Source organism: Rhodococcus sp. IEGM 1366, from assembly GCF_033142425.1.
GTDB classification, from domain to species: domain Bacteria; phylum Actinomycetota; class Actinomycetes; order Mycobacteriales; family Mycobacteriaceae; genus Rhodococcus_F; species Rhodococcus_F globerula.
The window spans coordinates 93,984-116,291 of record NZ_JAWLRZ010000007.1 but is presented as its reverse complement, the minus strand read 5'-3'; the positions used below and the strand labels follow the sequence as shown (position 1 = coordinate 116,291).

General features: G+C 61.7%; 20 protein-coding genes. 2 read left to right on the top strand and 18 right to left on the bottom strand.

Features of this window, described 5'->3' with window-relative positions; translation table 11 throughout:
• Window positions 1-2: 2 nt before the first annotated feature.
• From R4P64_RS21655 to R4P64_RS21635, 5 genes are read right to left on the bottom strand one after another with little or no spacing between them, the layout of a single operon-like run.
• Window positions 3-665: an isochorismatase family protein gene (locus R4P64_RS21655; RefSeq protein ID WP_233364604.1), complete on the bottom strand. Its 663-nt coding sequence runs from the start codon at window positions 663-665 to the stop codon at window positions 3-5.
• Window positions 662-967: a Dabb family protein gene (locus R4P64_RS21650; RefSeq protein ID WP_045064484.1), complete on the bottom strand. Its 306-nt coding sequence runs from the start codon at window positions 965-967 to the stop codon at window positions 662-664. The genes R4P64_RS21655 and R4P64_RS21650 overlap by 4 nt, the downstream gene beginning before the upstream one ends.
• A gap of 35 nt (window positions 968-1,002) precedes the next feature.
• Window positions 1,003-1,764 (bottom strand): aspartate/glutamate racemase family protein, encoded by a 762-nt coding sequence (locus R4P64_RS21645; protein ID WP_116103535.1) that lies wholly within the window; start codon window positions 1,762-1,764, stop codon window positions 1,003-1,005.
• The gene (locus R4P64_RS21640; RefSeq protein WP_317822664.1) at window positions 1,761-3,914 is read right to left on the bottom strand and encodes an FAD-dependent monooxygenase; all 2,154 of its coding nucleotides are present in this window, start codon (window positions 3,912-3,914) and stop codon (window positions 1,761-1,763) included. The genes R4P64_RS21645 and R4P64_RS21640 overlap by 4 nt, the downstream gene beginning before the upstream one ends.
• Window positions 3,907-5,658, bottom strand: a complete 1,752-nt coding sequence (locus tag R4P64_RS21635) for a carbon-nitrogen hydrolase family protein (RefSeq protein ID WP_317822662.1) — start codon at window positions 5,656-5,658, stop codon at window positions 3,907-3,909. Before R4P64_RS21635 ends, R4P64_RS21640 begins: the two co-directional genes overlap by 8 nt.
• A gap of 153 nt (window positions 5,659-5,811) precedes the next feature.
• On the opposite strand from R4P64_RS21635, the gene R4P64_RS21630 reads away from it, so the two are divergent.
• Window positions 5,812-6,582 (top strand): IclR family transcriptional regulator, encoded by a 771-nt coding sequence (locus tag R4P64_RS21630; RefSeq protein ID WP_084702421.1) that lies wholly within the window; start codon window positions 5,812-5,814, stop codon window positions 6,580-6,582.
• A 19-nt stretch (window positions 6,583-6,601) separates the two neighbouring features.
• On the opposite strand, the gene R4P64_RS21625 is transcribed toward R4P64_RS21630, so the two are convergent.
• From R4P64_RS21625 to R4P64_RS21565, 13 genes are all read right to left on the bottom strand, one after another.
• Complete coding sequence (locus R4P64_RS21625; RefSeq protein WP_317822659.1) at window positions 6,602-8,062, bottom strand: aldehyde dehydrogenase family protein; 1,461 nt, start codon at window positions 8,060-8,062, stop codon at window positions 6,602-6,604.
• A 69-nt stretch (window positions 8,063-8,131) separates the two neighbouring features.
• Window positions 8,132-9,097: an ABC transporter permease gene (locus tag R4P64_RS21620; RefSeq protein ID WP_116103530.1), complete on the bottom strand. Its 966-nt coding sequence runs from the start codon at window positions 9,095-9,097 to the stop codon at window positions 8,132-8,134.
• Window positions 9,094-10,026, bottom strand: coding sequence for an ABC transporter permease (locus R4P64_RS21615; protein ID WP_045064474.1), 933 nt, complete (start codon window positions 10,024-10,026; stop codon window positions 9,094-9,096). The genes R4P64_RS21620 and R4P64_RS21615 overlap by 4 nt, the downstream gene beginning before the upstream one ends.
• Window positions 10,023-10,310, bottom strand: a complete 288-nt coding sequence (locus R4P64_RS21610; protein ID WP_045064472.1) for a hypothetical protein — start codon at window positions 10,308-10,310, stop codon at window positions 10,023-10,025. Before R4P64_RS21610 ends, R4P64_RS21615 begins: the two co-directional genes overlap by 4 nt.
• Before the next feature lie 9 nt (window positions 10,311-10,319).
• Complete coding sequence (locus R4P64_RS21605) at window positions 10,320-11,387, bottom strand: ABC transporter ATP-binding protein (RefSeq protein WP_233364608.1); 1,068 nt, start codon at window positions 11,385-11,387, stop codon at window positions 10,320-10,322.
• Complete coding sequence (locus R4P64_RS21600; RefSeq protein ID WP_317541066.1) at window positions 11,384-12,448, bottom strand: ABC transporter ATP-binding protein; 1,065 nt, start codon at window positions 12,446-12,448, stop codon at window positions 11,384-11,386. The genes R4P64_RS21605 and R4P64_RS21600 overlap by 4 nt, the downstream gene beginning before the upstream one ends.
• 11 nt (window positions 12,449-12,459) lie before the next feature.
• Window positions 12,460-13,509 (bottom strand): class I SAM-dependent methyltransferase, encoded by a 1,050-nt coding sequence (locus R4P64_RS21595; protein ID WP_317822654.1) that lies wholly within the window; start codon window positions 13,507-13,509, stop codon window positions 12,460-12,462.
• A gap of 85 nt (window positions 13,510-13,594) precedes the next feature.
• Window positions 13,595-15,145 carry an ABC transporter substrate-binding protein gene (locus R4P64_RS21590; RefSeq protein WP_317822653.1) on the bottom strand — a complete coding sequence of 517 codons (1,551 nt, stop codon included), beginning with the start codon at window positions 15,143-15,145 and terminating at the stop codon, window positions 13,595-13,597.
• A 75-nt stretch (window positions 15,146-15,220) separates the two neighbouring features.
• On the bottom strand, window positions 15,221-15,517 hold the full coding sequence (locus tag R4P64_RS21585) for a hypothetical protein (RefSeq protein ID WP_116103525.1): 297 nt from the start codon (window positions 15,515-15,517) through the stop codon (window positions 15,221-15,223).
• 62 nt (window positions 15,518-15,579) lie between these two features.
• A complete protein-coding gene (locus R4P64_RS21580) occupies window positions 15,580-16,629 on the bottom strand; it encodes a class I SAM-dependent methyltransferase (protein ID WP_052683334.1) in 1,050 nt (349 codons plus the stop codon).
• 346 nt (window positions 16,630-16,975) lie between these two features.
• Entirely contained in the window at window positions 16,976-18,184 is a 1,209-nt protein-coding gene (locus tag R4P64_RS21575) for a CoA transferase (protein ID WP_317822652.1), read from the bottom strand.
• Window positions 18,185-18,291: 107 nt separating this feature from the next.
• Window positions 18,292-19,761, bottom strand: a complete 1,470-nt coding sequence (locus R4P64_RS21570; RefSeq protein ID WP_045064466.1) for a dihydroorotase — start codon at window positions 19,759-19,761, stop codon at window positions 18,292-18,294.
• Between the two features lie 67 nt (window positions 19,762-19,828).
• Window positions 19,829-21,214: an FAD-binding protein gene (locus tag R4P64_RS21565; protein ID WP_317822651.1), complete on the bottom strand. Its 1,386-nt coding sequence runs from the start codon at window positions 21,212-21,214 to the stop codon at window positions 19,829-19,831.
• A gap of 304 nt (window positions 21,215-21,518) precedes the next feature.
• Here R4P64_RS21565 and R4P64_RS21560 point away from each other — a divergent pair, with 304 nt between their 5' ends.
• Window positions 21,519-22,307: an IclR family transcriptional regulator gene (locus R4P64_RS21560; RefSeq protein ID WP_045064464.1), complete on the top strand. Its 789-nt coding sequence runs from the start codon at window positions 21,519-21,521 to the stop codon at window positions 22,305-22,307.
• Window position 22,308: the final 1 nt, after the last annotated feature.

The window sequence follows — 22,308 nt, the reverse complement described above, 5'->3', positions numbered from 1 at the left end:
CGTCAGGCTTCGCTGCGAGTACGAAGATAGGCGAGTACCTGATCGAGACTCCGCACTTCTCCGCACTTGGCCGCGATGTCTCGCAGGTTCGAATCGTGCGCTTCTCGATGGCGATCGCCGACAGCGTTGGAGACGACAACGGGCACGAAGCCGTGTTGCAGTGAATCGATAGTGGTGGCGCGAATGCATCCGCTGGTGGAGAACCCGGTGATCAGCACGGTGTCGATCTTGGTGGCTGTCAGGGCCGCGGCCAGTGAAGTGCCGTGGAAGGCGCTCGGGTAATGCTTGGTGATCACCATCTCGCCAGGTTGGGGTTCGAGTCCGTCGATGAAGTCCGAGAAGGGGTTACCCGCGACGAAGTGGCGCAATGCCGGAACCTTGGAGAAGAACAAGCCGCCGAGAACGCCCGCGTCGTCGTCGTAGAGCACCTGGGTCAGATAGACCGGTATTCCTGCAGCCGAGGCGGCAGCCCGGAGTGTCCGGATACGCGTAACCACTTCTTCGGCACCGACATACAGCGGTGATGACGGTTCGGAGTATGCCTTGGCAGGATCGACGATCACCAGCGCCGGGCGGGACCCGAGGGGGAGGGAGCCGCCGAATCCGGAGAAGGTGTAATCCCCGGAGAGATCGGCGCCGGCGATCGTGGTGATCTGGTCGGTCACGACTGAAAGTCTTCGTCAATCTGTACAAACGTCTTCGACGAGAGAACAGGTTTGATGTGGTCGGTCAGCACCGCGACGTGTGCGGCGTGCGTTCGGTATGCCTCCCATGAGGCCTTCGAATCGAAAGTCATCGTGAACATCAGGTCGGCATTGCCCTCGGTCAGACCGGCATCGATGGATACCTCTGCCTTCTGCAACCCGGGGATCTGGCCGGGTAACGCGCGCAGTGCCTCGGCGATGCCGTCGCGGTTGTTGGTAGTGGCCTCGTCGTTGAAGGTGAGAAGTCCGACGTGACGGAACATCGTGGTTGATCCTTTCAAGTGCCGGGCGGAGAGTGTCAGAAACGTTCGAGGAGTGAGCCGTGGCCCGCGATCTTGTCGTTGATGCCATTGGCGCGCAGCGCATGCCACACAGTGGCGAGATTGATGGCGATGACGGGCTTGCCGAGTTCCTTTTCGAGTTCGGCAGCAACCGCGATGGCTTCGAGGTTGGTACCCGCCTGGATGAGCGCGTCGACATCGGGTCCGTCGACAGCCAGGAACGCGGCCCGGATGTCCTCGGGTGTTTCGTCGGCGATGGACGTCGCAGATGCAGACTTCAGCCCGTGGATACCGGCAACGTCGAATCCGAGTTCGGTGAAGTATGCAACAACCTGCTCGTCGCCGACCGGCTGATAAGGGGTGACGATGCCGATCTTCTTGGCGCCGAATGCTTTCAGGGCCTCAGCAGCAGCCGTAGCGCCGGTGGTCACGTCGAGGCCGGTGAGTTCGCGGACGTTCTGTTCGAACGCAGCGTTGCCGGCGACGCCACCCCAGAAGGTTTCTGCGGACATTCCCATGACGATGTAGTCCGGGTTGGCAGTCATGACGATCTCGAGTGCCGACGGCAACGCAGCGTTGAGATCCTCACGGAACAGACCGAAGGCGTCCGCGGAATCGAGAGCCGCAGCCTTGATCATGATCCGGCCGGTGTGCCAGGAGCAGTCTTGCGGGCGGATGTGGTGGAACTCCCGCTCGACCGAGGTGTTGGTGGAGGGGACGATCAGCGCAAAACGCCTGCCTTTGCTGATGGATGCGACGCTGCCAGCGGTGGCGGTCATGCGAGACTCCTCGAGGGTGTGGGGTTGATGTGGGTCACTGCCGACGTAGCGAATCCGGCGCTCTGTGCAAGTTGCGCATCCTGCCCGGTCAGTGCAGTGAACCGATCCCAATCCCGTTGCGAGAGGCCAGAGGATCGGGTGGCGCGGATCTGTGTGTACATGGCCGTGATCGACTCGGCGGACGCAAGGATCGGTGCTACGGGGTAGATCATCAGTGCAACACCGAGTTCGCGAAGAATCCGCGGATGGGGCAGTGCGGAGTGGTCGCCGGCTTCGCTGACGTTGATCACCAGTGGAGTGCCGGGGATCGCGTCATGGATGGCGCGTAGCAACTCCTCGCTGTAGGCGCCTTCGACGAACACCAGGTCGGCGCCGGCCGCGGCATAGGCGCGCACTCGGGTGAGTGCCGCGTCGATACCGTCGACCGAGAGTGCATCGGTGCGGGCGATGATCAGCGCAGATCTTCTGCGACTGGAGGCGATCTCGATCTTGGCGACCATTTCCTCGATCGGCACCACCTGGCGACCGGTCAGATGTCCACAACGTTTGGGCGCGACCTGATCCTCGAATTGGATGGCCGCGGCACCGGCACGTTCGAGACGGGTGACGGCCTCACCGACCTGAAGTACTCCGCCGTAACCGGTGTCACCGTCCACGATCAGAGCGATGTCACTGACCGCGGTCATGCGACGCACCTGTTCGGCCATCTCGGCAAGTCCGAGGTATCCCAGGTCGGGTTGGCCTAGTGCCGCCGCGGACACCGCTGCACCAGAGACGTAACCGGCCGTGAAACCGGATGCGTCGAGGGCCTTGGCCGAGACACCGTCGTACGCGCCGGGGGCTAGAACTGTTTCGTAGCAAAGCATTTCGGAGAGTCGTCGTCCGGCAGGCCTGGTTGCGGCGGGGACGGCACGCAGTTCGCGGGCGAGGCGGCCCATGGTGATGCGCAGTGACGTGAACATGGCGGCCGTACGCAGGTGATCGCGTTTGTCGAGCAGATCGCGGTCCATCGCGGAGAGCATGTCCGCGCGGGCCTCGCGTTCGGCATCGTCATCTTCGCTCATCGAGTCGTAGTTCTTCTGCGCTTGTGCCTGAACGTGATTGAGAGCGGCGTCGCGACGCAGTTCACTGTAGAGAGATGCGGCATGAGTGGAATCTGTGCCGGTCAGCGCGGCATCGATGACCTCTGCTGCGGCCCAGGCGTCGTGGATGCCACTGTTCATCCCCATCCCGCCGAGCGGGTTGTTGACGTGTGCTGCATCGCCGGCGAGCAGGATGTGTCCCGAGGCGAATGTGGCAGCTGCGCGCATGTTGACCTTGTAGATCGAAGCGTGCGGTACGTCGTATCGGCTGGGCTGCGGCGCAATTCGCTGTAAACGAGCTTCCATCGCGTCGGGGGACAGGGCGGACTCGTCACTTTCGTCGTCCTGGACCGGAAACAGCGCTCGCCAGTGATTCGGTGTCCGCAGCAGCACACCCCACTCTTCCGGGTCGGAAATATACGAGACATATGCCAGGTCCGGGAAGTCGTCCCGGAATTCGTGAGTCGTCGAGATAACCAGGAAACGCTCGTCGTAGGTCCGACCCTCGAATGAAATTCCCAGGCTCTTACGGATATTCGACTGGGCACCATCGGCAGCGACTACCCAGCGCGCCCGTATCGGGTGGTCGCGGTCGGTGTCGGGTAGGAATATGCGCACATGCTCGAATCCCTGCTCGACGCGACCGACCGGGCTGGAGAATTGAAGCGTGACATTCGGCATCGTTTCCAGATGACGGCGGATGATGTGGGTGAGATTGTTCTGCTCGCTCTGGAGTCGGAACGGGTACTTCGTTTCTCCGGCAAGCAGACTCATGTCCATCTCGGAGAGCACGGCGCCAGCGCGTTCGCGGTACTGGAATACCGGTGCTTCGAGGCCGACGGCGCGAAGTTCGTCGACCACGCCGAGTTCCTCGAGCAGTTCGAGCGAAGACGGATGAAACGTGGAGGCACGGGATTCCTCGGCGAGATCGTCGCCGGCCTCGAGGACGAGGACCTGGTACCCGAGCTTTCCGAGTTTGAGCGCGGCGACCATGCCGACCGGGCCCATACCGACCACGACGACGGTGTTCATGTCGGCGTCGGCGGCGGTAAGTGTGGAATCAGACATCAACCGACGTCCTTTCAACGAGAAGGGGGCCGTAGAGGTTCGGCTGGCGCGTGCCGACGGGATCGAGGTAGTGCCCCATCATCTTGCTGTGCGATTCGCGAAGGTCGAGTCGCTGTATCAGCTGCTCTTCGAAGCCGTACCGGGTCCACTGCGCCGAGGGGTATCTCATGAGTGCAATGGGCTGACCGGGGATGAAGAGATCGGAGCGCACGATTTGGCTACCGACCTTTGCCGGGCTGTCGAGCCGATTGACGGAGACAAGGTGTACGCGGTTTTCCTCAGTGCGCTCGGTGGCCGCCATGTCGGGGGCTTCCTGCCGATCCCAACTGGTGGGGTGCAGGACCAGTTCGGCGCCTCGAAGCGTCAGCAGTCGCATGACTTCGGGGACCCATACTTCGTTACCGATCATCAAAGCGATGGAACCGAGTGCGGTGTGTGCGACCGGGAGCTCGTCGCCGGCAGTGGCCCACAGGCTTTCTGCGGTATCGAGGTGCGTCTTGCGATACTCGAGTGCGATCTCGCCGTCCGCGTCGATCAGGTACGCGGTGGAATAGAACTCGTCACCGTCCCGCGCGACGAGATGTACGGCTACCCAGAAGGAATGCTCGGTGGCTGCGGCGCGAATCCGGCTGAGTACCTCGGCGGAGGTGGTTGCCGCAGCAGCGGGGTCGGTATCGACTTCGCCGGGCTTGAAGCAGAACAGTTCAGGCAGTACGCCCAACTGTGCGCCTTGCTTGGCTGCGTGGGCAATCTGCCCGATGGCCCTCTGAATCGTCCATTCCTGGTTGTGGAACCAGGAGACCTGCAAGGTGGCGACATCGACAGGCTTGGCAGGCATGTCGGGTGAGAGCGCACCGAGCATGTCGGCGACGGGCAACTCGTCGTGGGGGACCATCAAGTCGCCGTAGAGATCGGGGCGGCGCCACCCGAAGACGTCGGTGAAGCCGGGCACGTTCTTGTCGTCGGCAGCGTCGACGTCGATGTCGGCCCAGATGAGGCCCTCGGATTCCTCGCCGGCGCAGGCCAAGATCTCTCCACGAGGGGAGACGACCTGGGATCCACCCATCCACGGCCAACCGTCGGCTGGGCCGCCGACGGTATTGGAGGAGATATGCCAGACATGGTTTTCCAGGGTGCGGAGTGGTACATGGACCCGTACCTCGTCCGGCCCACGGGAATTGAGCGAATTGCAGAAGATCTGGGCGCCGAGGAGACCGAGAACCCGGGGAACGTCGGGGACGATGCCGTCCGCACACATCAGCAGGCCGATGCGGCCGATGGGGGTGTCGATCACCTTCAGGGGTTTGGTGCCGGGAACGAAGAGGGTGTATTCGTAATCCCAGAAAACAGTCTTGTGATGTACATGTTCGATGTCGCCGTACGGCCCGATCAGAACCGAGGCGATACGGACGTTCGGCTTGATCTCGTCGCTCAGGTCGACGCCCACCACCGCGTACATACCGAGTTCGGCGCAGGCGGCCGAAATGGTGGTGACGAACTCGCCGTCCAACCTCTCGGACTTCTCCCAGCATTCTTCGCGGTCGGTGTAATCACGAACGCGGTTGCTGTTCTCGGGAAAGACTACAAGTTTTGCGCCCGCATCGTGCGCGGCGCGTAAGTAGTTCACGACAATCTGCGCATTCGCGGCCACGTCGGTTCCGGAGAAGAACTGTGCGGACGCCACTCGGAGTGTGGGTCCAGCGGAAGAGATGTCCTGAGGTGCTGAATCAAGAATTTCCATCATGTGGTTTCATTCCTTCCATATTATGGATATGAGATTAATGGCAAGTCGCGGTGCGTGCAAGCGGGCCGGTGACGAATTCGTCGTATTGTGGGTACGCTTCTTCATATTCTGGGAGAAGCTGGTTTTGTACTGTGAGAAAGAGTAGGCCTCGAATTGCCCATTCCGAGTAGTCATAACAAGGTCAGTGGTGCCGGCAGTAGCCGAAAGCTGTTGTCTGCCTTGCTCTGTTTCACGGAGGAACGGCCGACGTGGACGGTGGCCGATCTCGCCACCGAACTCGACCTCTCGGTCACCTCGACGTACCGGTACGTGGCACTGCTTCGCGAGGTCGGCCTGCTCGACAGTGCCGCCCAGAACTCGTACCGGGTAACGGATCTCGTGCTGAGTCTCGCTAGGGCATGTGAGGCGGCGCAGGCACCGCTCGCCGAGATCGGGCTGCCGATCATGACCCGCGTCCGAGACGAGATCGATGAGACGGTTCTCATCGCTCGCCGCGGCGGAGACGCGGCGTACTGCGTCGACCGGGTGGAATCCCGCCGCCCGGTGCGACTTCAGTTCGACAAGGGGCAAGCGATGTCGCTGCACGCCGGTTCGCTGTCGCGCATCCTGCTGGCATCGATGTCGCGTTCCGAACGTGCCGCCCATCTGGCCGCGATTCTGCCGACCCTGCCCTCTGCGCGGATCACGATGCTCACCGACGAGGCGTTGGATCGGACGCAGGCAGAGGGATGGACAGAAAGCTTCGAAGAGGTTGACGAAGGTATCTGGGGTTGCGCTGCCGCGATTACGTCTCACGGCGCCGTTGTGGCATCCATCGGAACGGCCGCGCCGATCTTCCGGTCGGATCAGACGCGTCGGGACCGGATGATCGAGTTGATCCGAGACGCGGCGGCGGAAATCTCGGAGTTGCTGGACCAGTACTGATATCGGATGATCAACAGGCTCAGGGGCGGAGGACATTGACGACCATGGGTTGGCTGTGCTCGTGGACTCCGAGCCCGCCGTAGTCGATTCCGATTCCCGATGCCTTGGCAAATGGCATCGGGACTGCGGGTTCGAAAGCGCCGTGCTGGTTCACCCACGCGGTACCGACATCGAGTTGCACGGCCAACGACTCTGCGCGCTCGATGTCGGCGCTCCAGACGGAGCCTCCCAGGCCGTACGGGCCGCTGTTCGCTTCGATCACTGCCTCTGCGGGATCGTCGAACGCGATGATCGGGAGCAGAGGGCCGAACTGTTCTTCCTGAACAAGTGGATGACTGCGTGAGAGCCCGGTGACTGCCGCAGGGGCGAGGAAAAGTCCGCGGTCGGGGATCGGGCCGACGCTCTCATGCAGCGTTGCGCCGGATTTGACTGCCGCATTGCGCAGTCCCAGAACACGTTCGAATTGTGGACGATTCTGGATGGGGCCCATGTCGGTTGCCGGTTCGAAAGCGTCCCCCAGGACGACATCACGTAGGCGCGCAGCATATCGATCGACGAGTTCGTCGTGAATCGAGCGCTCCACGTATACCCGCTTCACTCCGGCGCAAAAAGCGCCACAGTTCAAAAGCCCGATCTGCGATGAGAACTCGACAAACGTGTCGAGGTTTGCGTCGGCCAGCACGATGGCGGCGTCGTTTCCGCCAAGTTCGAGGGTCAGCCGTTTGAGTTGCCGGGCGGCAGAGGCGGCGATGAGCTTGCCGGTTGCGGTCGAGCCGGTAAACGAGATCTTGGCGACGCGAGGATCGTTGACCAACGCCGCCCCTGCGACGCCGTCGCCGTTGACGACGTTGAGGACACCGGCTGGAAAGATCGACCGAGCCAGTTGGCCGAACCGGAGAGCGGCAAGCGGTGTGAACGGAGAAGCCTTCAATACCAGTGTATTTCCCGACAGGAGTGCGTTGGCGACTTTGACCACCGCTAGTAGTACCGGGGAATTCCAGGGGGCGATGGCACCGACCACGCCCAGCGGACGTCCGATTCGGCGGACCGATGACCGGTCGTGCAGAATCTGCTCCACGTCGGGGCCGGTCGCAGCGATTGTCCGGACGAAGCGTCCCGCGCTCAATACTTCGCTCCGGCAGCGGCGAAGGGTGCGCCCGGTCTCGGCGGTCAGAATCAGTGACAACGTGGTTACGTCCGCTTCCAGTGCTGCGGCGAACTTTTCGAGTGCTTCGCGGCGCTGCTCCCATGAAGTACGGGACCAGGCCGGGAATGACGAATGCGCGGCCAGGACAGCAGCAGCGATGGTTGCCGCGTCACCGAACGGTGCAGTGGTGATCGTTTCCTCCGTGGCCGGGTACGGCACGTCCACGGTTGACGCGGGCGGACAGTCCTCGCCGCCTACAGTCTGTTGAAGACCGAGCCCGGCCAACCACTGCGCTGGATCGACGGGTACATCCTGGTACATCGGTTCAGTCATGTTTTCTCCGTCGATGGAAAGCGCGCAGGTGTCGGCCTGGCGCGAGGAACGCGTGGTCGGAAGGGGAACTCAGGTGAGTTCGGGGTTGTGCGGCTTGGCAGCGGCGCTGGGGTTGAAACCGTCGCGCAGAGCGTCACCGATCATGTTGAACGCCAGAACGATCAGGAGCAGTGCCAAGCCGGGGAACGCCACCGACCACCACGACAGACGCAAGGCCGTCTGGCCGTCGGCGAGCATTGAACCGAGGGAGAAGTCCGGTGCCTGGACGCCGAGGCCGAGCAAGCTCAGTCCACTCTCGGCCAGTACGGTGACGCCGACGCTGGTCGACCACAGGACAACGATCGGCCCCACGACGCTGGGTGCGATGTGGCGCAGCATGATGCGAGGTGTGGAAGCGCCGAGGGTGCGTGCAGCGGTGACGAAGTCGAGACGGCGAACCTGGGAGACGGAGTTGACGATTGTTCTCGCGTATAGGGTCCAGGCCCAGACTGCCAGAACGGCAACAAGATTGACGATGCCAGGACCGAGCACTGCGGTCAGTGCGATACCGACGGCGATGAACGGGATCGCGAATTGGATATCGGCGATGCGGAGCAGGAAGCTGCCGAGGAATCGCTCGTAGTAACCGGCCAGAATACCGAGGATCAGACCGAGGGCGGCGCTGATCGTGGCCGTGATGATGCCGACCGCCAGGCTCAGTCGCAGCCCGTACAGCACGCGACTGTAGACGTCGCGGCCCAGCGAGTCGGTTCCGAACAGGTATCCGCCGTCGCCGCCGAGCCAGAAGGGTTTGGTGTTGGCATCGGAGAGAGTCTGAAGTGCGGGATCCTGGGATGCGAGCACAGGTGCGAAGACTGCTGCGATAACCAGGATTCCGAGAATCACGAACCCGATCTTGCCGGTCGGATTCGACCAAGCCTTACCGAAGACCTCGCGAGTGCGCCCGGGGGAGCGCTGTTCAGCCTTGGCAGCCGGCTTTGTGCCGGTGGCTTGATCGGTGATCGGTGCTTTCTTGGTGGGGCCTGTCGACGTCATGCGGACACCTTCGTTCGGAGTCGGGGGTCGAGAATGCGCACAACCGCGTCCATCGCGATGTTGACGATCGTGATCAGAACCGCCATGACGAACACGCAGGCCTGGACCGTCGGGAAGTCACGGGACGAAACGCTGCGAACCAGCAACTGGCCGAGTCCGGCGTAATTGAGGAGCGGCTCGAGAATCAGCAGTGAACCCATCATCAGCGAGAACAGAATGCCGAGAAACGCGACGAGCGGCGGAATGGCGAGTGGGACTGCATGCTTGACCAGTACGGTGCGCGACGAGAGGCCTTTCGACTTGGCCATGGTGACTGGCCCCTGGCCCAGTGCGTCGATCAACTGACCGCGGGTCAGACGTGTCATCGTCGAAAAGCCTTGCACGGTGAGAACTGCGATCGGAATGACCAGGCTGATCGCACCTTTGGATCCGGTGGCGGGAAGCCAGCCGAGGGTGATGGCAAAGATCAGGACCAGCAACAGAGCCAGGATGAAGTAGGGGATACCGTCGAGGATGAAGGCGGCGGCCATGATTCCGCGGCCGCGCTTGTTCGCCTGGTTCAGAGCCGCGTAGGTGCCGATGCAGGCCGCCAGCAGAGCGGCAAGAAGAATGCTGGGGACAACGATGGAAAGGCTCGGGACGAGACGATCCATCGCCAACGTCCCAGAATCGACCTTCGATACGAAAGAGATGCCGAAGTCGAAGGTAAAGGCGCCCTTGATCGAATCGAAGTACTGCACGATCAGTGGGGCGTCGAGGCCGAGGCGTTCGCGAGTGGCGTCGATGACGTCTTGCGTGGCTTCGGGTGGCGACATGAGCACCGCCGGGTCACCGGACATCCGGGAAATCACAAACAGGAATGTCGTCACACCGACGATGACGGTGGCAAGAAGAACCAATTTGCGCCAGAGGTAATCGAGTACTTTCATGACGTCGCCGGCACTACGTAGTGCTTCGATGCTGCGGAAAAGATCCGTAGAATCATCTCTTCGCGTTCGGTTTTGAGCTTCTCGCGCAGTTCCGGATCGGTGATCGGGGCATCCAACTCGTCAACCCCGAGTGCGTCGTGCTTGCGGAGCGCATTCTCGAGCAGGATCTGTCGGTCGCGAAGTACCCACACCTCGGAAGCAAGTTCGAGGAGCATGCGCATCAGCGCGTCGTTGTCGGTATCACCGTTGAGGTACCGGGGGTCGTCCAGTGCGAATCCTGGCATGGGTTCGTCCTAACTACGGGTGGAGGTGAGGAGTGCGTCAGAGCGCGTTTCGAGGGTCAGCGGCAAAGGCGACCGCGGCGCGGTGGTGCGGTGCGCGCTCGAGTTCAGGGTGAGTTCGCCGGGGAAGTGGCAGGCGACCTGACGGCTCTCTCCTCCGGTGGTGCTGGGGACTGTGGTCAGTGCCGGCTCGTTCACCGCGCAGGTGTCGCGGGCGATAGCGCATCGTGTGTGGAACGGGCAGCCTGACGGTGGATTACTGGGCGACGGGAGGTCGCCGCTGGGCAGGATACGGTTCTCGGGGCTGAGCTGCATCGACGCCAGCGAAGCGGCGTACGGGTGCAGCGGCTCGTCGAAAACCTCATCCGACGTTCCGGTTTCGACGATCCGGCCCAGGTACATCACGGCGATTCGGTGGCTAAGGTGTCTGACCAGCGACAGGTCGTGACTGATGAACAGGTACGACAGTCCACGTTCGGCCTGAATGTCCTGAAGGAGATTCACCACCTGCGCCTGAACCGACACGTCGAGTGACGCAGTGGGCTCGTCGGCGACGATGAGGGTGGGATCGAGCATGAGAGCGCGGGCGATGCCCACACGCTGACGCTGACCACCGGAGAGTTCATGGGGATAGCGGCCACCCATCTCGCTGCCCAGTCCCACACGATCGAGCATGTCCGCTGCGGCGCGGCGCCTGGCGTCCTTGTTCCCGATTCCATGCACGGTCAGTGGCTCGGTCAATACATCCTCGAGCTTGAGGAACGGGTTGAGTGAGGTGGACGGGTTCTGGAACACCATCGCCGAACGCCGACGTAGGATCTGGGACAGCTTGCGGCCCTTGACTTTACTGACATCCTGACCCTCGAACAGAATTTGTCCGGAGGTAGGCGTGTACAGGCGCAGCGCGGTGCGGCCGACGGTGGTCTTGCCACTGCCGGACTCGCCGACCAAGCCCACAGTCTCACCCTTGCGGACTGTCAGTGAGACACCGTTGACGGCCTTGACGGTTTGGCGCCCCGGACCGGGGAAGTGCTGATGGACATCCTGGAGTTCGAGGATGGTTTCGGATTGGGAGGTCATCGCTGTGCACTCGCTTCCAGTATCGGATCGGTGTCGAACGGATCGGCGACGGTATGGGCGTCTTGCACGCGCAGGCAGGCCGTCATCCGGTCGCCAGTGGGATCGAGGGCGGTCAACTGGGGCCGGTGTGTTCGGCATTCGTCGGCAGCGAAGTCACACCGAGGTGCAAACGAGCAACCGGCGGGCAGTTTGTCGAGTGCCGGCGGGCGGCCTTCGATGGTGCGTAGGCGGGCTCCCGAGTTGTGCTCGGGTGCCGTCTGCAGTAACGCCCAGGTGTACGGGTGTTGCGGGTTGCTCATGACCTCGGCGACCGGACCCTGTTCGACCACCGCGCCGGCATACATCACGACCAATCGATCCGCGATACCGGCGATCACATCCAGATCGTGCGTGGCGATGATGATGGTCAAGCCCATTTCGCGGTTCAGCTCACGTAACAGTTCGAGAATTTGGGCCTGAGTGGTGACATCGAGGGCAGTGGTCGGCTCGTCGCAGAGCAACAGAGAAGGCTTGGCCACCAAGGCCATTGCGATGACCACTCGTTGCAGCTGGCCACCGGACATCTGGTGTGGATAACTCTTCAGGCGCGACTCGGCGTCAGGAATTCCGACGCGCGCGAGAGTTTCCGCAGCGAGGACACGGGCGTCGGCTTTGGACAGCTTCGGGTCTCCCGAGCGCGCCGATTCGATCAGCTGTGACCCGATACTGTGCATGGGGTGCAGTGAACTCCACGGGTCCTGCAGGATGACACGTGCTTTGCGCGAACGGAATTCGCGTAGTTCAGCTTTGGTCATCTGCGCGACGTCCTTGTCGCCGGCGATGATCGATCCGCCGATCCGGGCGCCCCAAGGCAGTAAGCGCATGGCACCGAGCATTGCGGTGGACTTCCCTGAACCGGATTCGCCTGCCAGAGCCACTACCTGTCCGGCCGGTACCTCGAAGCTGACGCCGTGCAGAATCTGCAGCTCGTCGTTGGCGCGGGGCAGGTGGACTGTGACATCGCGAAACGAGAGCGCGAGGGGCTCGGCCGACGAGGTCGGGGTGCTGGTTGGCGTGGTCACGTCAGGGATCCTCATTCGGGCTTGCGGGCGGTCGTCACCCAGGGATACGACTGGGGACCGTGGGCTGCTTGGTTGATGTCGACGAATCCGGCGTCGGCGGCTGCCTTGACCAGGTCGATGGTTGCGGCGGTACGCCACCAGGGTTCGTTTCCGTGGGCGGCATCCCAGTCGTCGAGCCAGGCTTGGTACGGCGAGCGTTGCGAGTACGGGGCGACGTCGGAGAAGTGAACGTGTCCACCGGGTTTCAAAAGTCGAAGTGCTTCGACGAATAACTTGCGAATCGTGTGCGGCGGGACCTCGTGCAGAAGGATGAACGACGTCACGAGATCTGCTTCACCGGCGGGAAGTCCAGTGTCCTCGGCAGCAGCATGAACGCCGGTGATAGTGACTCCGGCGTCTTCGGCGCGGCGCAATGCGTATTGGACCTGAGTGCGGGAGAGATCGACGGCAGTGATCTTTGCGCCGGGGTAGGTCTCGGCGAGTTTGAGCGTGTACTGTCCTGTGCCACAACCGAGATCGACAATATTCGTGTACGAGTCCGCAGGGGCAGCGGCGGCGATGACGCCGCGCTGGGCGAAGAGGTCGCCGGGGAAGATCTTCTCGAGCAGGTAGTGGTAGATCATCTCGTGATGAATGAAGCCCATGTGGGGGTGACCGTCCCAACCGCCGGCCGTGCCGTGGAACTCGTAATCCCAATAGCGGGGAACGTCGTCACCGATGTGGTCGATCACTGTTGCGATCGGCGTGGCGAGCGGTTCGAGCTCGCCGCGCCTGCGTTCGAATGCGGCAGCTGCGCGCGGCGTTGCCACTCCGCGACTCCATGACAGCGCCGCACCGATAAGGCGTTGCACCTGAACGCTTTCGAGCTCATTGTCGACGCGGTTGCGCAGTTCTGAGATGTCCTCGTAGGGAGTTTCGAGAATGCCCGTTGCATCGAGTCGCTCCCGGACCTGAGTGCGCAGTGGGGCTAGACCGACTCGGAGTGCTTGCAAGAATTCCAGCTCGGAGCGCCCGCGCTGGTCGATCAGTTCGCCCTTGGGCAGTGGCGTGGTTGTGGTCACCGGAACTCCTTCTCCGAACATCTCGAGCTGGTCAATCGTGGGAGTGCGGGGCCACCCCTCATGTGTGGCCCCGCACCGGTCGGAATCACGCGGTGGTGGTTGCCTGATCGAACTGGAGCATGATGCCGGTGGAGAAGTCGATGCCCTTCGTTCCCGCAGTCACGCCGCCGACGGACGGACGAGCGTACGTGTAGAGGATGTAGGACTGTTCCTTGATGTACTCGCTGCACTCGATGAGCTTCTTCTCGCGTGCGTCGCGATCGAGTTCGCGGCGGCTCGCCGCGTACAGTTCGGTCCACTTGGGATCGGACACCATCGGACGGTTGCCGGAAGAGACGAACGAGAATGGTCGATCGGCGTCGAACACGCCGGTGTATGACGCGCCGCGGAAGAACAGATCCGCGTCGGTGCCCTCACGGAACTGGCTGATCCAGACGGCAGCTTCGTTGGATTGGATAGTCGGCTTGAAACCGACCGCGGCGAGCTGCCCACCGATGGCTTCCAGCAGAGGCTTGTACAGGTTCAAACCCGAAATCGTGATCGCGGCACCTGTGGCACCGGCCTCGGCGAGGAGCTTGCGTGCCTTGTCCTGATCGGTCTTGGGCGTAGTGATCGTATCGGTGTAGCCGAAGACGGACTTGATCGGGAGCTGACCGTCTTCCTTCGTGCCGGCGCCGTAGGTGAGTGCATCGATCAGACCCTGGGAATCGATGGCTGCGTTTGCGGCCTGGCGAACTCGTATGTCGTTGAACGGGGCCTTTGCGGTGTTGAACTGCATCATGTTCTGGCTACCGCTGAATGCGGCCGAGACCTCGAAGTCGCTGTTTCCGGCGAGTGTCTGCAGAGCGCTGCCCGGCAATTCGTGGGCGACACTGAGCTGGCCTGACTCGAAAGCTGCTGCCATTGCACTGGAATCGGAGAAGTAGCGCAGTTCGACCGTGGGGGTGGCCGCTGGGGTGCCCCAGAAATCGGTGAAGGCCTCGAACGTCACCGACGTATCGATGTCGAATCCGGAAGCGATCTTGTACGGGCCACTGCCGATCGGGTTCATGGCAAAGCCGTCAGCTCCGCCCGCTGCAACAAATGCAGCCTTGGGGACGATGAAGACCTGCGCGACGATGTTCATCAAGAGCGGCTCGGGTGTCTTCGTGACAACGCGCACGGTCCTGGGATCGATCGCAGTCACACTCACGATGTTGGTAAGAATCGATGCAGTGACGAACTTCTTCTCGATGCTCTCGGTGAACGAGAACGCTACATCCTCGGCGGTCAGGGTAGTTCCGTCGTGAAACTTGACGCCGTCCCGGATCGTGAAGTCGGTGGTGACATCGTCGATGCTGGTCCAACTGGTGGCGATTCGAGCTACGGGTTCAGTCGCGTCGGCAAGCATGCGAACCAACGAATCGAACGCGTTGTACTGGTACGTCTGGTAGGACGAGTTCAGACCGGTCAGGGGGTTGATCGACGTCGTGGTGCCGATGATCAGGCTGCTGGCAACGGTGCCAGTGGATGCGGCGTCGGCGGAGCACGCGGTCAGTGCGCTACCGGCAAGGAGGAAGCCCGCGCCCATGGCGCCGAACTGCAGGAAGCGTCGGCGGTCGACGGAGACGCCGGAGAGAGGGTTGCGGGGGGCCACGAGAACTCCTTGAGTGAATGATCTGTGCGAGTGAGGTTTTCGAGAGTGATGTAGGGCAGCGTTCGTGCCGCTGGGTCAGTGTGTGAGGGCCCGGGCGACGCGCTCGTCGGACGGCGAAATCGCTCCGAAGATGCGCTCGGCCAGTGCACGACGCTCGTCGAGAAGTGTTGCTGAGAGTGCCGCGTCGGGCTGGTATTCATCGACCGCGCTGCCTGTCAGCACACCGTTGTCTTCGAGGATCTTTTCCAGAATCATGTTGCGGTCCTTGAGAATCCACAGCTCGGAGGTCAGCTCGGTGACCATCCGGGCGAGATCGTCCAATCTCGCTGATTCCAAGTACTGCGGACGTTCGGGGGTGGCTACTGCGGACATGTCGTACTCCTGTATCGGCGCTCGTGTCGGCGGGTGAAGCTGTGTCGTCGGGTGAGGCTGGATCAGAAAGGCTTGGTAGCCCGGGTCACCCACGGGTACACCCCACCGCCAACGCCGTAGGCTTCAATGTCGGTGAAGCCTGCTTCGGCAAGGGCTGCAGACCAATCCGTCGCCATTACTTCGCGCCAATACGGTTCGCCGCGATTCTCGGTTTCCCAGTCGAGTACAACCGCGCGGAATGCCGATTGTTTGTCATACGGTGCGATTTCGCTGATGAGCAGGTTCCCGCCGGGCTCGAGCACGCGGAAGGCCTCGGCGATAATCGATTTGTTCGCGGCGACCGGTACCTCGTGCATCAGGGTGTAGAACGCGACCAGGTCTGCTGATTCGGATTCGAGGGGGGTCTGCTCTGCGGACGCGTGTATCCATTCGATATCCATCTGCTGCTGCGAAGCAAGAGCGAAGGCGTGTCGTAGGGCCGACTGGGACAGTTCGATACCGGTGATACGGGCGTTCGGGAAGGCTCTGCGCAGTGCGAACGTGAATCTACCGGTGCCGGCGCCGAAGTCGACGATGTGCTTGTAAGTATCGCGGGGTGCTTCGCCGGCGACCAGCGCACGCTGATCGAGCGGGTTCGACCCGGTGCGCACTGCGCCCACGCCGCCGGGGGCTAGAACATAGTTGAAGACGAGTTCCGAGATGGCCGGACCCATCAGGTCGTGGCCGTCCCAACCTCCCGGGGTGAGATGGAATCCATGTTCCCAGTATGTGGGGGCTTCGATTTCCAAGTTGAGGGTCAGCGAACCACTGGGTTCCTTGACGTCGAGCCAGGCTTCAACTGCGGGGCGAACCTTCTCGATTGCAGGCAATGCGCGAATGTAGATCTCTTCGGCGACCCAGCGAGTGAGAAGGCGATCGAATTTCCACGATGCGGACGTATCCAACGTGGAGTTTACGGATTCGCGACGAGCGTCCAGGTCAAGCGGAGGGTTCGGCACTGCGGCGATGTATTCGGCCTCGGCGGCCGATTGGAGGGTCTTTCCGGAAAACTCCTGCACAGCGCCGAGAAACTGTAGTCCCGCACGTCCTCGTTGCTTTAGTTCGACCTTCATGACTGTCCATTTCGCTATGTGGTGAGATGATTGCCACAGTGTGGATATGCAGACTGTAGGCGGTAGCTGAACCCTGCGTCAAGGCCGTATTTGTGCTGCCTGGCAGGGAATCTCGGCAGATTCGGGAGTGATGTTTCCGTTGTGTAAAAACAAGAGGGCGTAATGCGGGTTATGGCCGGTCATTGAGATTCCAGAGGGCTCGTATTGCCGCAAAATCTGGAAATTTGAATCGCCTAATACGGAATTTGTCGACGATCCGGTGTCGAGAGACTCTTGCGCGCCTGAAACGCGGCGTTCTGTTACTTTGCGGTAAATCTCGAGATCTGCGTACGCGACGCGGGCGTTGTCAGACCACGTTGCGCGCGTGTAGCGCAGCAATACCGGCCTCGTCGAAACCCAAGTCGTGAAGGATGTCGGCGGTGTCGGCACCATGAGCGCGTCCGGTGTGCCGGATGTTGCCGGGTGTCTCACTCATTCGCCACATGACGTTCTGCATGCGCATCGGTCCCAGATCAGCATCGTCCACGGTGGTGGTCATACCGATGGACTCAACTTGGGGGTCGGTGAGCAGATCGCTGGGTTTGTACACGGGCGCCACCGCGGCTCCGGCTGCCTCGAATGCCGCGATGACCTCGTCCCGGGTGCGGGCTCGAATCCAGTCGCCTACGTAGCGGTCGAGGAGATCCGCGTGTTTGGCGCGTTCACGGCCGGTGGCGAACCATGGCTCCGCGATGACCTCGGGATGCCCGACGAGTTCGAGTACACGTTCGGCGATCGAGTTGGCGCTGGTAGAAATCGCCAGCCAGTGATCATCTGACGTGAGATACAGGTTACGAGGGGAATTGTTGCTTGATCGGTTGCCGGAACGCTTCTGGTCGATACCGAGTTGATCTGCGTAAATGATGCCCGGGCCGACCGCGGTCATGATGGGGCTCAGGAGGTCCAGATCGATGACCTGCCCTTTGCCCGCGTTACGGGTCCGATTGAAGAGCGCCATGGACACCGCAGAAGATCCGGCTACTCCGGCGATCGAATCCGCCAACCCGAAAGCCGGCAGGGTAGGAGGACCGTCGGCCGATCCGGTGAGGTGCGCGAATCCACTCATCGATTCCACCAATGTGCCGAAGGCAGGACGCTTAGAGTAAGGCCCGCTCTGACCGAAGCCGGTGACACGCAACATGATCAGACCTGGATTGAGTTTTGACAGCACGTCGTATCCGAGTCCCCATTTTTCGAACGTGCCGGGACGAAAGTTCTCGATCACAACATCCACGTCGACGATGAGTTTCTTGAAAATCTCGGCACCCTCCTCGGAGCCCAGATGCAGCGTGAGCGTCTTCTTGTTGCGCGACAGCATCTTCCACCACAGCGGCTGGCCGTCTTTCTCCAAACCGTGGCCGCGCATACCGTCTGGCCGAGTCGGATGCTCGATCTTGACGACGTCTGCACCAAAATCTCCGAGGATTTGGGCGACCAAGGGTCCGGCAAGAATCGTCGAGGCATCGAGAACTCTGATGCCTTTCAGTGGGCCGGTGGGTTCAGATGAAGTGGTCACGGTTCCTCGAGATCTGTGGGGCGCAGTTACAGGCAGAAAGCTGGGTGAAGCACCGGCAGGGCAGGGCTTGAAGCACGACCGCCCCGCCGGGCAACTGGGGGCAGGGATCAGTACGGGCGGTGCAGGTAGCGGCCGACCGGATCTCCCGAGACGGCACCGTCTGCGAATACGTGGTTGCCGCGAACAAATGTGTCGGTGACCTTGGCACTCAATTCGAAGCCCTCGAACGGGGTGTATTCCTGTGCTGATTCGGAATCCTCTGCACGCACCGTATAGGTGTGTTCGGGATCGACGAGGGCGATATCAGCGTCGAAGCCGACTTCGATGCGTCCCTTGCCTGGCAGTCCGTACCGTTCGGCCGGGTTGGATGCAGTCAGTTCCGCGATGCGGCGCAGGCTCAGGCCGCGCTTGCGTCCTTCGGTGAGGAGGCCGGGAAGCAGGTACTCGGCGCCACCGAAGCCGGACTTGGCAGCAAAGATGTCACCCCGGTCCTCGGCGAACTTCTTCTCGTCCTTGCAGCACGCGTGATCGGAGACGACCCAGTCGATATCGCCGGCAACAAGGTGCTCCCACAGCGCTTCGACGTCTTCGCGGGGACGCAGTGGCGGGTTGACCTTGCCACCGAGGCCGTATGCCGTGTCGATGTCGGCGAGCAGGTGTCCGATGGTGACCTCACGGCGGAAGTTGATGTGCGGGAATGCCTTTGCCATGCGCATTGCGGCTGTCAGCGCCTTGCGTGAGGTCAGGTGCAGAAGGTTGATGTTTGGGAGCTGCGTCTCGTCGGCCAGGAAGGAGGCGATAGTGACGGCCAGGCCTTCGGAGTGCGGCGGGCGGGATGCACTGTACGCGGCCAGCCCGGTCAGGGTGCCTTCTTCTTCGACGATCTTGGTGTAGGCGCTCATGATCTCGGCGGTCTCGCAATGAAGTGAGAGCGAAATGTGATCAGCTTTGTCGCCGAGTTGCTCCCGTGCAGCCTGAATACCGCGCATCACGAATTCGAAGTGAGCGATGTCGTAGCGCTCTTCTTTCGGGATCATGAGGAATTCGCTTTGGTCGCTCGAACGACCGTGTAGGCCGTGGCTGCCGTAGAACATGAAGATCTTGAACGACGTGACGCCGTGATCGGTTATCAGCGAAGGAATTTCGCCGATCTGTTCTTTGGACATCGGAGCCAAGTGGTACGCGTAGTCGACGTACGGCTTGCCCTCGGTCTCCGCGAGAACCTCGGGGAACACGTCGGCATACGCGCCGCCCTTGTTCATGTAGTACTGCCCGGTGCGCATGTACGACAGTGACGTCGTGACGCCGCCCTGAGCGCACGCGCGGGACTCGATCGAGGCGTCCTCACCGAGCGGGTTGTAGATGCCCCAATGCTGGTGACCGTCAACAACACCTGGGAACGCGACCTTGCCGGCTGCGTCGATGACCTTCTCGGCTCCTTCAACCGCGATATCTGCTTCGAGGCGGGTGATTTTGCCATCGACGATGGCGATGTCGAGCAGTTCGCCGTTCTCGGGGGCGTCGGCGCCCGGGCGCACGACCAGAGCGTTCTTGATCAGGAGCGAGATGCTCGTCATGAGAATCCTTTCGTCGTCGGCCGATTTCGGCCGCCGGAGCAGTTCAGGTGATTGAGGTTTAGTGGAGTTAGCGGTTTTGTGCCGCAATGTTATTGGCGGCTAGGTAGGCCAGGCCCAACGCGGGCAGCAAGCCGTTGCCCGCCAGGTATCCGGAGGCGCCGTGTCCGGAAATGCCCATTGCCGCGCCACCTGAGGCGTAGAGACCGGTGATGGGGGAGCCGTTGGGGCGTAGTACGCGGGCGTGCTCGTCGACGACCAGTCCGCCCTGGGTGTGGAACAGTGCGGGGACAATCTTGACTGCCGCATACGGCGCGACAAGTGGATTGGCGAAGTAGGTTCGGCCGTGCGAATCAATGGACTCACCGCGCGAGATGGCGTCGATATCAGAAAGTTCCAGTGTGACGGCTTCGGCAGGGAGCCCGGTGACCTGCGCCAGATCATCGGCGGTGTCTGCCCAGACGATTGCTCCGGAGTCGACTGTCTGCTGAAAGTCGGTGAAGGCCAAACACTTGTCGAAGATGGCCTGGTCGATGACGATCCAACCTTCGGAACCGGGTTGCGCAGCCAATGTGGCGGCGTATTCGGAGTATCCGGTGGTTTCGTCGCCGAAGCGTCGACCGTCCTGTCCGAGAACGATACCGCCGTGCATGATCGTGGCCCATCCGACCAGGGTGGTCGCCTTCTTCGACAGTGCCGCGTGTCCTTGGTATGCATCGAGGAATGCAGAGTCCGCGCCGAGTTCAGCTCCGATCCGCAGCGCGTCACCGAGCGAGGTTTCACTGCCGTGGTATCGGGCGTCGGCGATCTCGGGAATCAGTTCACGAACAAGTTCGGGGCTTCCGCCATAGCCGTTTGTCGCCAGAACTACTGCACGAGTAGTGATTTCCTCGGTGCTTCCGTCGGGCATCTGTATGACCACTGCGCGCACAGCTTGATCGTCGTCGAGCAGGACTTCAGTCAACCTGCCAGGAGCGAGGAGGTCGATCTTGTCGTTCGTCGAGACCGCCTGTGCAAGATGATCCAGGAGGATCGAGCCGTGACGGCCTTCGACGGTGTGGCAGCGAAATGCCGAGTGGCCGGGGTAAGAGAAGTCGGTGACCAGGGTCAGAGGAATGGCCAGGTGGTCGGCCATCCATTCCACCAACGGGGCGCTGACTTCGGCCATGGCTTTGGTCAAGCGTGCATCTGCGGAGCCTTTTGTCTTCCGCATGATGTCGGCAACGAACTGCTCTGGGGAATCGTCTATGCCCTCGGTTGCCTGCCAGCGTGATCCGGCCCCGGGGATCATCGCTGTGGACATCGATGTGTTGTTACCGCGACGGAAATGTTCGCTGGCTTCTACGACAAGAACGTCGAGTCCGAGTTGGGCGGCCCGGAGTGCTGCGGCCAGTCCACCGCCGGCGCCCGCTACGACGAGATCGGGCCCTTCGGAATTCGATGCTGGTGCGTTCATGGCGGGACCATGCCTCCTTTTACCGTGCTGCATGCGGCGCAGCGTAGACGTGCCGTGAAAGCGTTGAACCTTCGCCTCAATCAGATGTTCCGCTGAGAGAAACGATACCGCGGAATCGATGCTCAGACTCTTTCACAGTACTTCACTGCAGGTCAACGTTGATCTTACAAAACGAATGTTACGTGCGGGTTAGCGATGCGATCGAGCGGATCGACATCTGAGCGTGTCAGTGTTCCGCTGATGGAAACGGTGCTATACATTGAAGTGCACAATCGGTCGAGCACAGTTGAAAGGCGGCAGCCCAGTGGTTACCCAGGGCACTACCTCGGCGGATCGAGCCGCCGACATTCTCTTGCTCTTCGTCGATGGCGAAGAAACCCTCGGCGTTTCCAAGATCGCTCGCGATTTGGATTTGTCGAAGGCGGTGGTGCATCGTGTGCTCACCAGCTTTGTCGACCGGGGCCTACTTGTCGCCGGTGGCGCTGACCGTGGCTATTCGCTGGGGCCGGCCGCCGCCGCCCTCGGAGCCCGTGCACTTCGCACCTCGCCGCTACGCGAAGTGGCGCGTCCGGTGCTCGAGGACATTGCCCGGCTCACCGATGAAACGGCGACACTGTCAGCGCTGGTCGGGGGTGGACGCGTATACCTCGACCAGATCGAAAGTCAGCGTGATATCAAGATGTCGGTGGAACTGGGGCGCCGCTTCCCGCTTCACAGTGGTAGCTCAGGACGTTGTATCCTGGCCTTCTTGCCGCCCGAACAGATCGAAGAAGTTCTTGCACAGGAACTTTCGGCACTGACCTCGCAGACGATTACCGACCCGGCCGTTCTCGGTGACGTATTGACACAGATACAACGCTTCGGATACTCGCAGTCGACCGGCGAGCGACAGGAAGATGCCGCGTCGATGGCAGCCCCGGTTTTCGACCTGGACGGACGAGTTGTCGGCGCGCTCTCGGTCTGCGGCCCGGCGCTGAGAATGACCGAGGAATTCCGCCAGTCCCACCGGGACATGATCATCGCGGCATCCGACCGCGTTTCCCGCGCACTCGGATGGCGAGGTGGTCTCCCTGACCCGATCGCGAGAAAGTAAC

Excerpts from the sequence above, each read along its gene's own strand:
- R4P64_RS21640 (WP_317822664.1), bottom strand. The coding sequence starts at position 3,914 with ATGTCTGATTCCACACTTACCGCCGCCGACGCCGACATGAACACCGTC.
- R4P64_RS21570 (WP_045064466.1), bottom strand. The coding sequence starts at position 19,761 with ATGACGAGCATCTCGCTCCTGATCAAGAACGCTCTGGTCGTGCGCCCG.
- R4P64_RS21635 (WP_317822662.1), bottom strand. The coding sequence starts at position 5,658 with ATGATGGAAATTCTTGATTCAGCACCTCAGGACATCTCTTCCGCTGGA.
- R4P64_RS21625 (WP_317822659.1), bottom strand. The coding sequence starts at position 8,062 with ATGACTGAACCGATGTACCAGGATGTACCCGTCGATCCAGCGCAGTGG.
- R4P64_RS21585 (WP_116103525.1), bottom strand. The coding sequence starts at position 15,517 with ATGTCCGCAGTAGCCACCCCCGAACGTCCGCAGTACTTGGAATCAGCG.
- R4P64_RS21620 (WP_116103530.1), bottom strand. The coding sequence starts at position 9,097 with ATGACGTCGACAGGCCCCACCAAGAAAGCACCGATCACCGATCAAGCC.
- R4P64_RS21605 (WP_233364608.1), bottom strand. The coding sequence starts at position 11,387 with ATGACCTCCCAATCCGAAACCATCCTCGAACTCCAGGATGTCCATCAG.
- R4P64_RS21615 (WP_045064474.1), bottom strand. The coding sequence starts at position 10,026 with ATGAAAGTACTCGATTACCTCTGGCGCAAATTGGTTCTTCTTGCCACC.
- R4P64_RS21580 (WP_052683334.1), bottom strand. The coding sequence starts at position 16,629 with ATGAAGGTCGAACTAAAGCAACGAGGACGTGCGGGACTACAGTTTCTC.
- R4P64_RS21565 (WP_317822651.1), bottom strand. The coding sequence starts at position 21,214 with ATGAACGCACCAGCATCGAATTCCGAAGGGCCCGATCTCGTCGTAGCG.
- R4P64_RS21610 (WP_045064472.1), bottom strand. The coding sequence starts at position 10,310 with ATGCCAGGATTCGCACTGGACGACCCCCGGTACCTCAACGGTGATACC.
- R4P64_RS21645 (WP_116103535.1), bottom strand. The coding sequence starts at position 1,764 with ATGACCGCCACCGCTGGCAGCGTCGCATCCATCAGCAAAGGCAGGCGT.
- R4P64_RS21650 (WP_045064484.1), bottom strand. The coding sequence starts at position 967 with ATGTTCCGTCACGTCGGACTTCTCACCTTCAACGACGAGGCCACTACC.